14 protein-coding genes are annotated in these 13408 nt (G+C 71.8%); 6 read left to right on the top strand and 8 right to left on the bottom strand.

Annotated elements, in window-relative coordinates; all coding sequences use genetic code 11:
• Positions 1 to 358: 358 nt before the first annotated feature.
• From HUN58_RS16785 to HUN58_RS16765, 5 genes are all read right to left on the bottom strand, one after another.
• Positions 359 to 676, bottom strand: a complete 318-nt coding sequence (locus HUN58_RS16785; RefSeq protein WP_180225231.1) for a hypothetical protein — start codon at positions 674 to 676, stop codon at positions 359 to 361.
• Positions 666 to 1142 carry a flagellar export chaperone FliS gene (fliS, locus tag HUN58_RS16780; protein ID WP_180225230.1) on the bottom strand — a complete coding sequence of 159 codons (477 nt, stop codon included), beginning with the start codon at positions 1140 to 1142 and terminating at the stop codon, positions 666 to 668. Before fliS ends, HUN58_RS16785 begins: the two co-directional genes overlap by 11 nt.
• Before the next feature lie 11 nt (positions 1143 to 1153).
• Positions 1154 to 2557 (bottom strand): flagellar filament capping protein FliD, encoded by a 1404-nt coding sequence (gene fliD / locus HUN58_RS16775; protein ID WP_180225229.1) that lies wholly within the window; start codon positions 2555 to 2557, stop codon positions 1154 to 1156.
• 90 nt (positions 2558 to 2647) lie between these two features.
• Positions 2648 to 3808: a flagellin gene (locus HUN58_RS16770; protein ID WP_058741149.1), complete on the bottom strand. Its 1161-nt coding sequence runs from the start codon at positions 3806 to 3808 to the stop codon at positions 2648 to 2650.
• A gap of 109 nt (positions 3809 to 3917) precedes the next feature.
• The gene (locus HUN58_RS16765; RefSeq protein ID WP_180225228.1) at positions 3918 to 4733 is read right to left on the bottom strand and encodes a sigma-70 family RNA polymerase sigma factor; all 816 of its coding nucleotides are present in this window, start codon (positions 4731 to 4733) and stop codon (positions 3918 to 3920) included.
• Between the two features lie 478 nt (positions 4734 to 5211).
• On the opposite strand from HUN58_RS16765, the gene HUN58_RS16760 reads away from it, so the two are divergent.
• From HUN58_RS16760 to HUN58_RS16740, 5 genes are read left to right on the top strand one after another with little or no spacing between them, the layout of a single operon-like run.
• Complete coding sequence (locus tag HUN58_RS16760; RefSeq protein WP_058741151.1) at positions 5212 to 5697, top strand: flagellar protein FlgN; 486 nt, start codon at positions 5212 to 5214, stop codon at positions 5695 to 5697.
• A 7-nt stretch (positions 5698 to 5704) separates the two neighbouring features.
• A complete protein-coding gene (gene flgK / locus HUN58_RS16755) occupies positions 5705 to 7120 on the top strand; it encodes a flagellar hook-associated protein FlgK (RefSeq protein ID WP_180225227.1) in 1416 nt (471 codons plus the stop codon).
• Between the two features lie 2 nt (positions 7121 to 7122).
• On the top strand, positions 7123 to 8004 hold the full coding sequence (locus HUN58_RS16750) for a flagellin (protein WP_180225226.1): 882 nt from the start codon (positions 7123 to 7125) through the stop codon (positions 8002 to 8004).
• A complete protein-coding gene (fliW, locus tag HUN58_RS16745; protein ID WP_114851048.1) occupies positions 8001 to 8369 on the top strand; it encodes a flagellar assembly protein FliW in 369 nt (122 codons plus the stop codon). Before HUN58_RS16750 ends, fliW begins: the two co-directional genes overlap by 4 nt.
• A 59-nt stretch (positions 8370 to 8428) precedes the next feature.
• Entirely contained in the window at positions 8429 to 9322 is an 894-nt protein-coding gene (locus HUN58_RS16740) for a hypothetical protein (protein ID WP_180225225.1), read from the top strand.
• 71 nt (positions 9323 to 9393) lie between these two features.
• Here HUN58_RS16740 and HUN58_RS16735 read toward each other — a convergent pair whose 3' ends face one another.
• Both HUN58_RS16735 and HUN58_RS16730 read right to left on the bottom strand, forming a co-directional pair.
• A complete protein-coding gene (locus HUN58_RS16735) occupies positions 9394 to 10362 on the bottom strand; it encodes a beta-ketoacyl-ACP synthase III (protein WP_180225224.1) in 969 nt (322 codons plus the stop codon).
• A 54-nt stretch (positions 10363 to 10416) separates the two neighbouring features.
• Positions 10417 to 10812 carry a ChaB family protein gene (locus HUN58_RS16730; RefSeq protein WP_058741155.1) on the bottom strand — a complete coding sequence of 132 codons (396 nt, stop codon included), beginning with the start codon at positions 10810 to 10812 and terminating at the stop codon, positions 10417 to 10419.
• Positions 10813 to 10924: 112 nt separating this feature from the next.
• Between HUN58_RS16730 and HUN58_RS16725 the strand changes: the two genes are divergently transcribed.
• On the top strand, positions 10925 to 11896 hold the full coding sequence (locus HUN58_RS16725; RefSeq protein WP_141861379.1) for an aldo/keto reductase: 972 nt from the start codon (positions 10925 to 10927) through the stop codon (positions 11894 to 11896).
• 214 nt (positions 11897 to 12110) lie between these two features.
• Here HUN58_RS16725 and HUN58_RS16720 read toward each other — a convergent pair whose 3' ends face one another.
• Positions 12111 to 13385 (bottom strand): ammonium transporter, encoded by a 1275-nt coding sequence (locus tag HUN58_RS16720; protein ID WP_114851045.1) that lies wholly within the window; start codon positions 13383 to 13385, stop codon positions 12111 to 12113.
• Positions 13386 to 13408: the final 23 nt, after the last annotated feature.

Raw genomic sequence — 13408 nt, 5'->3', positions numbered from 1 at the left:
CGTCCCGAGGGACGTCGCCGGTTGGCGGGTGGCCGATCCGTGGCCGAACTGGTGAGCGATCCGTGCTCGACGACCGCTGTCGGCGTGCCGCCCCGGCTCGTTAGTCGTCGCCCCGAACGGGGGTGGTGCGGCGGGGGCGGGTCCGAGGGCGGGGGCGGGGGCGGGTGCGGGTGCGGGTGCGGGTGTTGTTGTGGAACGTCATCGCCGCTGTCGTACGACACCCACGATGACGCTTCACCCGGAATCGCCCGCATCCGCCCGCGCAGCCCCGGCACCGGGCCGGCGCGTGCGTCACCACCGCTGTCGTCCGACGACCACGATGACGCCCCGGCCCGCGCAACGGCAGGCCGCTCGCCCCTCAGGCGGACGCGTCGAGGTACACCGACCCGCGGGGCTCCCGCGTCGCCGACACCGCGCGGAGCGCACCGAGGTGCTCCAGCACCTGTCGCCGCTCCGCCTCGAGCGTCGCCGTCCGGTCGCGCTGCGCCGCCAACAGCCGGGAGGCACGCCCCACCAGCTCCCGCGGCACCGGTCCCAGCCCGGTCGGCTCCGACCACGCGAGGCCGCCCGCCACGGTCAGGTCGCGTTCGAGCGCGTCGAGCACCGCACCCCACGCCGCGAGGTCGGCGCCGGGCCCGAGGGCGGGGTCACCCTCGCCGCTCGGCTCAGGCGACACCGAGCGCTCCCCCGGTCGCACCCGGCAGCGGACGGGTCGCGGGCAGGGCGGCGGCGGCCTCGTGCCACGACTGCCGGAGCGGCTCGAGGATGCGGATGCAGTCGCGGGTCGCCTGCACGTCGCGGTGCACGTTCGCGGTGATGAGCGAGCTCGACGCGTAGTTGTAGATCGCGAGCAGGCCCTCGCCGCCGTCCCACACGTCGATGCGCAGCGTCGACGACAGCTCGCCGACGATCGCCTGCGCGTGCAGGAGCTGCTCGCGGGCGGCGTCCCAGTCGGCACCGGTCTGCGCTGCCTCGGCGCGGTGCAGGTCGAGCATCAGCCGGTCGTACAGCATCGTGACGAGCTGCGCCGGCGTCGCGGAGAGGACGGCCTCGTTCGTGTACTGGGCCCGGCGCTGGTCGGTGACCGTCCGCGGCTGGGCGGCCTGGCGGAAGGCGGCGGACTGCAGGTCGAAGGCGTTCATGGTGGCTCCCGTCAGCTCGACGACGACAGGGTCGCGAGGTGGCTGGCGATGAAGGAGGACTGGGACTGCAGGTTGCTCAGGCTCGTCTCGAGCGCCGCGTACTGCGCCTGCAGGGTGGCCCGACGCTGCGTCAGGCGGTCGGTCCAGCTGTCGATCTGGGCGCTGAGGTCCGTGGCGACGGACTGCTGCCCGGTGATCGACGTCGTGATCGACCCGGTGTACTTGTCGGACGCGGCCGTCGCGGCAGCACCGACGTTCGTGGCGACGCCGGACAGCACGGCCTGCGTGCCATCCGGGTCGTCGGCGAGGGCCTTCTGGAACGCCGCGGCGTCGAAGGTGAAGTCGCCGTCCTTCGTGATGACGATGCCGATCGACGAGGGCGACTTCCCGTTCACGGGGGTCGACATCGTCGAGGTCAGCCGCTGCACGACGTCGCGGGTGGTGGCGTCGCCGGTGAGCACGCCGGCGGTGGTCGACGTGGTGCCGGTGGTCGGGCTCGTGGTGCTCGTGACGGCGGTGTTCGTGCCGTAGTACGCGGTGATCGCGTTGAGCGCGTCGACCAGTCCGGACGCGACGGCCTGGGCCTTCGAGGTGTCCTGGCCGATCGTGACGGTGACCGGGTCGCTCGAGGGCGCCGACACCGTGACGTCGACGCCGGGGAGCAGGTCGGTGAAGGTGTTCGTGGCGCTCGTGACGGTCTGCGCGGCGTCGGTCCCGGCCCACAGCGTGACGCTCGCGTCCTTCGCGGCGGTGACCACCGCGGCGCCGGTCTGCGTCAGGACGTTCGTCGCGGTCCCCGCGGTCACCTGGTCACCCGTGCCGCGGTACACCTGGAACGCCGAGGCGGCGCCGGTCTTCGTCGCGGTGAGCTGCAGTCGGAAGAGCTGCGTGCCGTCGGTCGCGGTCCCGGCGGCGACCTTCGTCGCGGTGACCCCGGCGGCGGCACCGTTGATCGCGCTGACGGCGTCGTCGAGCGAGCCGGACGCCGGGGTGACGCTGGTCTGCTTGCCGCCCGCCCCGACGATCGTGATCGGCTCGGCGTCGGACGCCCACGTGGACATCGCCGCGGTCACGCCGACCTGTGCGGTCGCCGTCGCACCGATGGTGAACGACAGCGATCCAGCGGCGGCGGAGTCTCGCGTCGAGACCGTGGCCGCGGTCGAGGAGCTCTTCGCGGTGAAGACGTCGAGGGAGGTGGGCTTCGCCGCGTCCGTCGCCTTCGACGCCAGGGTCTGCACGAGCCCGTTGATCGTCTGCAGCGACGAGATGAACGAGTTCGTGTCGGTGAGCTTGTTCTTGAGCAGGGTCTGCGGGACCTGCTCGATGGTCATCAGCGAGTTGATGAGGTCCGTCGTCTTGAGACCGCTGACGAGACCGTCGATCGCGAGGCTGCTCGCGGAGGACACGGAGGACATCGAGGGCTCCCTGCCGTCGGGACGTCGTGGAGGGTGGTGACGCCGTCACCCGAGGGCCTGAACTCCCCCGGATGACGGCGTCGAGTGCTGCTAGCGCAGGAGCGAGAGCACGCCCTGCGTGCTCTGGTTCGCCTGCGCGAGCATCGAGGTGCCGGCCTGGCTGAGGATGTTGTCGCGCGTGTACTTGACCATCTCCTCGGCCATGTCGACGTCCGTGATGCGGGACTGCGCAGCGGTCAGGTTCTCCTTGGCCACGTTCGTCACGTTGATGGCGTGGTCGAAGCGGTTCTGGATCGCACCGAGGTTCGAGCGAGCCGACGAGACCTTGGCGATCTGCTGGTCGATCAGGGTGATCGAGGCCTGCGCCTTGTCCGCCGTGTCGAACGCGAGGCCACCGGTGACGGGGGCGCCCGCGGTGCCCGCCGCGACGCCGGTGCCCGGCGCGGTGACGTCGACGGTGCCGCCGTTGTTGGCGGTGACCGTGATGCCGGTGCCGGCGCCGTTCGCGTCCTTGTCCACCGTGACGGTGAAGTTGGCCGAGAAGTTCGCGTCCGCCTTCAGCGCGTCCGCGTAGCCCTGCACCGAGGTGAAGGTGCCCGCTGCGCCGAGGTTCGCGGTCGTGACGGTGGTCTCCTCGCCGCCGTTGGTGACCTTGAACGACGCCGCACCCGCGAGGGCGGAGACGTCGGCGATGGCGAACTTCGTGCCGGTGCCGGTGCTGCCACCGGCCAGGTTGTCGACGATGTTCTGCACGTTCGCACCCGACAGGTCGACCGCGATCTGGCTGTCGGCGCCCGCGTTCGCCCCGACCTGGAACTTCAGGGTCGAGTTGTTGTTGAGCAGCGACGTGCCGTTGAAGTTCGTCGACGACGCGATGCGCCCGAGTTCCTTCTGGAGCTGGCCGACCTCGGTCTTGATCGCGTCACGCGACGTGGCGTTGTTCGAGTCGTTGCCGGCCTGGACGGCCAGGTCGCGCATGCGCTGGAGGATCGAGTGGGTCTCGGTGAGGCCACCTTCAGCGGTCTGCACGACGGAGATGCCGTCCTGCGCGTTGCGGGCGGCGACCGTGAGGCCACCGACCTGCGACTTGAGTCCCTCGGAGATCGTCAGACCGGAGGCGTCGTCCGCAGCACGGTTGATGCGGAGACCCGTCGAGAGCTTCTCGAGGGACTTCGACAGGTCGTTCTGCGTCGAGTTCAGGTTCCGGTACGTGTTGAGTGCCGAGAGGTTGGTGTTGATGGACATACCCATGGTGGTTTCCTCCGTGAATCCTTGGGTGGTGGTGTCTGCCCGTCCATGGGCTGACACTCGTGACTCTCGACCGGCCGACCGGGGCCGTTAGGTGCGAGACGGAAAAGTTCTAGCCGGCCGCGACCGCGCTCGGGGTCGACGCGTCGTGCACGGCCCGCGCGACCCCGGCTGCGGCGTTCGCGGCGACCCGGGCGAGGTAGGCGCTGCGTCGCGCGGCGGTGGTCCGGGAGACCGGTTCGACGGTGGTGCCGTCGCCGTAGTGCTCGGCCAGGCCGTCGCGCAGCAGGCGCATCGCCTCGGAGCGCTGCTGCGACACGGCGGAGTGGGTGATCCCGAGCTCGGCGGCGACCTCGGTCACCGAACGGTCGCCGAAGTAGACGTTCTCGACGACGAAGCGCATCCGGTCCGGCAGCGCGGCGACCGCGGCGCGCAGGTAGCGGCGCTTCTCCGCGGCGAGCAGGTCCTCGCCCGGCAGCGGCTGGTCGGCGGCCAGGGTGTCGTGCACGGTCTCGTCGATGGGCCCCACGGAGCGGCCGGCGTCGGACATCGCGTCGGCGGCCGTCTGCCGGTCCACGCCCATCGCGTCCGCGATCTCCTGCACGCCCACGGAGCGACCGAGCCGTGCGGACAGGGCCTCCTGCGTGGCGAGGGTCTCGCGGATGCGCTTCCTGGTGCCGCGGGACGCCCAGTCGGCGCTCCGCATGTCGTCGGCGATCGCACCGGCGATCCGGGTCCGGGCGTAGGCACCGAACGGGACGCCGAGCGTGGGATCGAAGGCCTCGGCGGCGGCGACGAGCGCGAGGGAGCCGACGGCGGCCAGGTCGTCACGGTCCAGGTGGGTGGCTCGGGAACGGACGTCGGCGACGATGTAGCCGACCAGCGGCAGGTGCTCCACGATCATCGCGTTGCGTGCGTTCCGGTCCATGCTGTTCCCCTGGTCGACCTGCGTGAGTACCGACCCGTCCGTGGGCCGCTCCCGTCCGTGGGCACGACGAGCACCGGCCTGCTGGTGGCCGGTGTGTTCGCCGAGGACCGCGCGGTTCCCTCCGCGCGGCGCCCGCATCCCTGCGATGCGGTGCGCGGGGATGTCCCCCGCGCTGCGGTTCGAATGTATCGGCTGGCAATCGCCTGAGGGGGGCTTCAACCGACCCCAGTGCGGGGGTGCATCAGGCGTTCCCGCGTCGGCATTTGGGGGGACCTCGGGCAGGGAACGGGCGTTCTTGTCCCCCGTTCCGGGTGACACGACCACCGGCCTGGAGGCACGGGTCGGCTCCGCCCCGCCGGCTGCGGTCCGGCGTCGGCTTACGGCGGCGTCGGGCGCGTCGATAGGCACCCCTGTCCACCGGAAGGCGGACCGGACGACCCACACCGAACCCGATCGACCCGACCCCTGGGAGGAGCTGATGAGCGTGAACGACCTGTCCGCCGTCCTCTGGCGCGAGCGTGAACTGCTCGAACTGCTCACGTTCAAGCTCGAGGAGGAGCAGCTCCTGCTCGCCGCCGGGCGCTCCCGCTGGGTCTCCCACGCCAGCCGCGAGGTCGAGCAGGTCCTCGAACGCCTCCGCAGCGCCGGACTCGAACGCGCCGCCTCGAGCGCCGTCGTCGCCGAGGAGTGGGGTGTCTCCCCCGACGCTCCCCTGCGCGACGTCGTCGCCGCGGCGCCGGACGGCCCCTGGGGCGAGATCCTCGCCGCACACCTCGGCGCCATGGTCGAGCTGACCACCCAGATCGGCTCCCTCCGCGACGAGAACGACCGCTTCCTGCGCGCTGCCGCCCAGGCCACCGAGGAGACCCTCGCGGGGTCGGTCACCGGCGCCGCGACGTACGACGCGTCCGGTGTCCCCGCTGCCGGGTCCGAGCGCGCCCGCCTGTTCGAGGGGACCCTGTAGCACCGTGGTGAGCACCTTCGGATCCCTCGCGACCGCGTACTCCGGCCTGTCCGCCGCCCGCGCGGGCATCGACGTCACCGGGCAGAACATCGCGAACGCCGGCACCACCGGGTACACCCGGCAGCGCGTCACGCAGTCGTCCGTCCCCGTCGTCCAGACCGGCTTCGTGCACGGCACCGCGGCCCTCGCCGGCCAGGGCGTCTCCGTCGACGGCATCGCCCGGCTCGGCTCCCTGACGCTCGACGCCGGCATGCGCGTCGCGACCGGGTCCTCGGCGTGGGCGCAGACCCGCGCGACGGGCCTGTCCGCGATCGAGGACGGCACGAACGAGCCCGGCAAGGACGGTCTCTCCGCGAAGCTCGACGCGTTCTGGTCGTCGTGGGGCGACCTCGCAGCGCACCCGGACGATGCCGGCGCGGCCTCGACCGTGATCTCGAGCGCGACCGCGGTGGCCTCCGCCCTGGCGGCCGGGTCGAAGGCGGTCGACGCGCAGTGGACCACGACCCGGGCGACCGCGGCCACCCAGGTCGGGCAGCTCAACGACGCTGCGGCGCAGGTCGCCGACCTGAACGGCCGGATCCGCGGGACCCTGGCGTCCGGTGGCAGCGCGAACGAGCTGATCGACCAGCGCGACCAGCTGACCCAGCAGATCGCCGGGCTCGCGGGTGGCACGGTCCGGGCGAACAGCGACGGCACGGTCGACGTGCTCCTCGACGGGAACGCGCTCGTGCAGGGCAGCGACGCCCGTACGGTGCAGCTCGTCGGCGACACCCGGCTCGGCGGCTCGCAGGGCGTCCGGCTCGAGTGGGCGACCGGCAACGCCGGGACCGTCGCGCTCGGCGGCGGCTCGATCGGCGGCGCGCTCTCGCTCCTCGCCCCCGCATCCGGCGGCACCGGCGGCGCCCTGGCGGAGGCCGCCGCCTCCTACGACGACGTGGCCACGCGCCTCGCGACGACCGTCAACGCGGCGCACGCGCAGGGCACCACCCCGGCGGGGACCACCGGCGCACCGTTCTTCGCCCTCGCGGCCGGGACCGGCGCGGCCCAGGGCCTGTCGGTCGTCCCGACAGACGGTTCCGGCCTCGCGACGCGGAACGCGGCGGGACAGCTCGACGACTCGTTCGCCGACACGCTCTCGCGACTCGGCACGGCCGCCGGGGGGCCAGACACGGCCTGGGCGACCTTCGTGGCGGGGGTGGGCAGCGCCTCCAGGACGGCCACGTCGGAGGCGACGCTCACCGGACTCGCCCTGACCAGCGCGCGCACGCAGCAGCAGTCGGGCGCGGGTGTCGACCTCGACGAGGAGAACGTGAACCTGCTGAGCTACCAGCACGCGTACCAGGGCGCGGCGCGCGTCCTGACCGCGGTCGACGAGATGCTCGACACCCTCATCAACCGCGTCGGACTCGTCGGGAGGGGCTGACCGTGATCACCCGTGTGACCACCCAGATGACCATGGCGGCCGCCGGCGAGCGGCTGCAGGCGAACGCGGCACGCGTCGCCGAGGCGACGCAGCGCGCGACGACGCTGCAGGCGATCGCGAAGCCGTCCGACGACCCGGTCGGCACCGGCTCGTCGATGCAGGTGCGGAAGGAGCAGGCCGCCGCCGCGCAGTACACGCGCAACGCGAACGACGCCGTGGGCTGGCTCGCGACCACGGACAGCACGCTGTCGAGCGCCTACTCGGTGCTCGGCAAGGTCCGCGACCTCACCGTGCAGGCGGCGAACTCCGGCACGATGGGCGACACCGACCGCGACGCGTTCATCACGCAGTTCCGCGCGCTGAAGGCCGACCTCGAGGCGACCGCGAACGCGACGTACGGATCCCGGTCGGTGTTCGCGGGCTCGTCCACCGACGCAGCCGCGTACACGCCGGCGACCGGCTTCGCGACGGCGACCACGCCCGTGCAGCGCCGGGTCGGGGACGCCACGACGATCCGCGTGGACACGTCCGGCGCCGCGGTCTTCGGGACGGGGTCGACCTCGGCCTTCGCCGCGATCGACGGCATCGTCGCCGACCTGCAGAACGGCGTCAACGTGAACGCGAAGCTCGACGACGTCGACACCGCGATCAACAGCGTGCGCTCGGCACAGGCGGACGTCGGGGTCCGGCACGCCGCGGCCCTGTCGGCTCAGGACGCGCTGAAGAGCACCTCGGTCACCCTCGAGAACCGGCGCTCGGGCATCGAGGACCTCGACCTCGCCGGCGCCGTGCTCGACCTGCAGGTGCAGCAGACCTCCTACCAGGCAGCCCTCGCCGTCACCGCGAAGGTCCTGCAGCCGACCCTGATGGACTACCTCCGATGAGCATCGACCTGACCTTCCCCGTCCCGCCGTTCGGCCTCGCCCCGTCGCCGGTCTTCTCGCTCGTGCCCGTCGAGGGCGTCGAGGGCCTGTTCGGCCTCGTCGGCGAGGACGCCCGGCTGTTCCTGCTCGACGCCGCGGTGCACCTGCCCGACTACGCCCCGGAGCTGACCGACGAGCAGGCCGCGACGATCGGCCTGACCGACCCCGCCGAGGCGATGCTCCTCGTCGTCGCGAACCCCGGCGAGGGCGGCACGACCGTGAACCTGCTCGCCCCGGTCGTCGTGAACGCCCGCACCGCCGTCGGCGCGCAGTTCATCCTCGAAGACCAGGACCTGCCGCTGCGCGCCGAACTCGCCGCGCGGTAGGCGCACCGGGGGGACGGCACCCGCCGGTGCTCCCACTCGGGCCGGGTACCGTCTGCCGCATGGCTCGACAGCAGAAGAACGAGGCGCTCGTGCCCATGCCGCCGGCCCCGATCCGGCCCGACGACCGCGACGACCAGGACGGCCGCGTGGCTCCGGAGCGCCAGTCCGGGTGGGTGAAGATGCTCGACCGGGTGATCGCCGTGCAGCGACCCGTCGTGGTCGCGCACGTCAACGCCCTGCGCCGCCGACACCCGCAGGCGAGCCCGGCGGAGATCATCCAGATCCTGGAGCGGCAGTACCTCACGGCCGTGACCACCGGCGGTGCCGCCGTCGGCGCGAGTGCGGTCATCCCGGGCGTCGGCATGGCCGCGGCCCTCGGGCTGAGCGGTGCGGAGACGGTCGGCTTCCTCGAGACGACGGCGCTCTTCGCCCAGTCCGTCACCGAGGTGCACGGCATCGCCCTCGACGACCCCGAGCGATCGCGCACCCTGGTGATGGCGCTCATCCTCGGCGCACCCGGCACGCAGCTCATCAAGCAGCTCGCGGGACAGGCCGCCGGCGGTCAGGTCCGCACGGCGTTCTGGGGCGAGATGGTCACGTCCACGCTGCCGAAGCAGGTCGTGAGCGGCATCGGCGGCAAGGTCCGCGACCAGTTCGTCAAGCGCTTCGCCGCCCGGCAGGGCACGTCGATCCTCGGCCGAGCGCTGCCGTTCGGGATCGGTGCCGCGGTCGGTGGCCTCGGGAACCACGCGCTCGGGCGGAAGGTCGTCCAGGCGGCACGCGAGGGCTTCGGCATGCCCCCGCGCCACTTCACCCTGGTGCTCGAGGCGAAACCCACCAAGGAGTCCAAGGCGGCGCAGAAGGAACCCGCCCCGAAGGGGCGGTCCCGCCGCCGCGCGCGTCGGGACGAGGACCTCTGGTCCGACACGCCGTCGCGCGACGCCCTGGACTGACGCCCGGACGGACGGGAGGCACGTGGCTACCCCGCCCCGCGCCTCCCGTCCGACCGCTGGTCGCGACCGCGTCAGCTGCGCCGCACCGGCGTCCGGACCACCTGACCGGCGTGCGCGAACCCGCCGCCGAACCCGAACAGGAGCGTCGCCGCGCCCTCCGGCAGCTCGCCGCGCGACCAGGCCTTCGACAGTCCGAGCGGCACGCTCGCAGCCGAGGTGTTGCCGGACTCGACGACGTCCCGGACCACGAACTTGTCCTGCCCGCCCAGGGCCTCGACCAGCGGCTCGATGATCCGCAGGTTCGCCTGGTGGAACGCGAACACCTCGATGTCGTCGAGCGTCATGCCCGCGGCCTCGACGACGGCGCGGGCGTGGCCGGCGGCCTCGGTGATCGCCCAGCGGTAGATCGAGCGGCCCTGCTGCGTGAAGTACTCCGGGTCCTTCGTGACGAGCACCGCCTCGTTCAGGTGCGGCACGCTCCCCCACGACACCGGCCCGATCTCGGCGGTGTCCGAGGCGCCGAGCACCGCGGCACCCGCACCGTCGCCGACGAGCACGCACGTCGACCGGTCGGACCAGTCGGCGATGCTCGACAGCGTCTCGGACCCGATGACGAGCGCGGTGTCCGACGCCCCGACGCGGATCGACTGGTCGGCGAGGGCCATCGCGTACTCGAAGCCGCTGCAGGCCGTGTTGATGTCGATCGGCGCCGGCCCGTTCGCCATGCCGAGCGCCGCGGCGACCCGGCCGGCGGTGTACGGCGCACGGTCACGGTGCGTGGTCGACGCGACGATGACGAGCCCGATGTCCGACGGTTCGAGTCCGGCATCCGCGATCGCGTTGCGGCCGGCCTCGATCGCCATCGACGTGACGGAGTCGTCGGGGCCGGCGATCCGACGGGTCTTGATGCCGGTGCGCGTGGTGATCCACTCGTCGTTCGTGTCGACCATGGTCGAGAGCTCGTCGTTGGTCAGGATGCGCGCGGGCTGGTGGTGTCCGAACCCGAGGATCCGGCTGCCACGGAGTGCTGGGGTGTCCATCCGCGGCACGCTACTCCCCTCGGTGCCCTCCACATGCCCGAGCAGGAATGCGCCTCAGTCCTTCCGGGCGGCTGCGGTCGCGCGGTCGTTCGCCTTCTTGATGGCCTCGATCAGCTCGCCCTTGTCCATCGTCGAGCGGCCGTGCACGTCCAGGCGGCGTGCGACCTCGAGCAAGTGCTCCTTCGTGGCGTTCGCGTCGACGCCGCCCTGGGTCTCGCCGGAGCCACGGGTGCCGGCAGCGCCCTCGTCGGACGGGCCGGCGGACTCCTTGGCCTCCCAGTGGTCACCGACCTTCTCGTACTCGTGCTTGACCGCGGCGAACGCGGTCCGGTGCGCGCGCTCCCCCGGTCCGTAGGTCTCGTTCGCGGAGTCGAGCGCCGCGGCGTACACGTCCTGCGCGTGCTGCGGCGACCGGCGGAGTGTGCTGGGGATCTCGTCCTTCGCGGGCATCGGGGTTCCTCTCGTGGTTCGGGCCGTCGTCCTGACCTTCCGTTGTACCCCGCACCGAGACCGGTACCCTCAGGGCCTGGCGCGCCCAGCGCCCCGGGCGTAGACCGGGGCCATGGACTACACACACCTCGGACGGACAGGGCTGTCGGTGTCACGGGCGGTGCTCGGCACCATGAACTTCGGACCGGAGACCAGCGAGGACGACTCCCACGCGATCATGGACCGGGCGCACGAGCTCGGCGTGAACTTCTTCGACACGGCCAACGGCTACGGCGGCTCGGTGGGCAAGGGCGCCACCGAGGAGATCATCGGCCGCTGGTTCGCGAAGGGCGGTGGCCGCCGCGAGAAGACGGTCCTCGCCACGAAGGTCTACGGCGAGATGATCGACTGGCCGAACGGCGGCAAGCTGTCGGCGCTCAACATCCGGCAGTCGCTCGACGCGTCGCTGCGCCGGCTGCAGACCGATCACGTCGACCTGTTCCAGATGCACCACGTCGACCGGGACACCCCGTGGGACGAGATCTGGCAGGCGATGGAGCTCGCCGTCGCGCAGGGCAAGGTGCTCTACGTCGGTTCCTCGAACTTCGCGGGGTGGCACATCGCCCAGGCCCAGGAAGCCGCGCGGCACCGCAACTTCCTCGGGCTCGTCAGTGAGCAGTCGATCTACAACCTCGTCGTCCGCGACGTCGAGCGCGAGGTCCTCCCGGCCGCCCGGCACTACGGCCTCGGGCTTATCCCGTGGTCCCCGCTGCAGGGCGGGCTGCTCGGCGGCATCATCGAGAAGACCGAGCAGGGTTCCCGTCGGCTGAGCGGCCGCAGCGCCGAGTATGTCGAGGGCCACCGCGACCAGCTGTCTGCCTACGAGTCGTTCGCGAAGGAGCTCGGGCACACCCCGGGTGAGCTCGCCCTCGCGTGGCTGCTGCACCAGCCGGGCGTCACCGCCCCGATCACCGGCCCGCGCACGATGGAGCAGTGGGAGTCCGCCGTCCGCGCGACCGACATCCGCCTCGACGACGCGGCGCTGGCGCGGCTCGACGAGCTGTTCCCGGGGCACGAGACCTCACCGGAGGACTTCGCCTGGTGACCTAACCGCGGCGTCCTCGCTCGCGCCGTCCACGCCGACGAACCACGGATGCGACATCGAACCAGGCCGCAGGGCCGGTTCGATGTCGCATCCGTGGTTCCACTCGGCACGAGAGCGGCACGAGACCGGCGCGACGCGGTCACACGCCCCGCATACGACGACGGGCCCCACGCCTGCTGTGTGCGCGGGGCCCGTCGTGCGGGAGGTGCGGTGTCTAGCGGACCGACACCGGGGTCTTGTCCGACTCCTCGTAGAGGACGTAGCCCTCTTCACCGTGGACGGCGGTGTCGATGCCGGCGACCTCGTCCTCGGTCTTGACGCGGAAGCCGATGGTCTTCTCGATGGCGAAGCCGATCACGAGCGCGAGGACGAACGAGTACGCACCGACCGCACCGGCGGCGGCGGCCTGCTTGCCGAGCTGGACCAGGGAGCCCGAGTAGATCAGACCGGTCGTGTTGGCGAAGATGCCCAGGTAGAGCGTGCCGAAGATGCCGCCGACCAGGTGGACGCCCACGACGTCGAGCGAGTCGTCGAAGCCGAGCTTGTACTTGAGGTCGATCGCGAAGCAGCAGATCACACCGGCGAGGAAGCCGAGCAGGATGCCCCAACCGGGGGTGAGGTTGGCACAGGCCGGCGTGATCGCGACGAGGCCGGCGACGGCACCCGAGGCGGCACCGACGGAGGTGGCCTTGCCGTCCTTGAGCTTCTCGATGAGCAGCCAGCCGAGGACCGCGGCAGCCGGAGCGGCGAGGGTGTTCACCCAGGCGAGCGCGGCAGTGCTGTTCGCAGCGCCGGCCGAACCGGCGTTGAAGCCGAACCAGCCGAACCACAGGATGGCGGCACCGAGGAGGACGAAGGGCGGGTTGTGCGGCTTGTGCGCGCCCTTGGCGAAGCCGACGCGCTTGCCGAGGACGAGCGCCAGGGCGAGTCCGGCGGCACCGGCGTTGATGTGGACCGCGGTCCCACCGGCGAAGTCGATGACACCCCAGGTCGCTGCCCAGCCCGAGGTCAGGTTGAAGACCCAGGAGGCGACCGGGAAGTAGACGACCGTCACCCAGACACCGGCGAAGATCATCCAGGCGCCGAACTTGGCGCGGTCGGCGATGGCACCGGAGATCAGGGCGACGGTGATGATCGCGAACGTGGCCTGGAACCCGACGAACGCCAGGTCCGGGTAGGGGGCGGCGAGCTTCGTCGCCTGCGACTGCTCGAACGCCTGGCCGAGGCCGATCTGGTTCCAGTCGATGCTGAAGAAGCCGACGATGCCGGTCACGGCGGTGTGGTCGCCGGTGTTCGCGAAGGCGATCGCGTAGCCGTAGAGCACCCAGAGGACGCCGACGAGCGCGATCGCCCCGAACGACATCATCATCATGCTGATGACGGACTTGGCCTTCACGAGGCCGCCGTAGAAGAAGGCGAGGCCGGGTGTCATGAACAACACCAGCGCCGCCATGATCATGATGAAGCCGGTTTGGCCCTGATCAAGCATCTGTTCACCTCTCGCGAATGCAG

It is taken from the genome of Curtobacterium sp. Csp1 (assembly GCF_013347185.1).
This window is presented reverse-complemented; position numbering and strand designations above follow the sequence as displayed.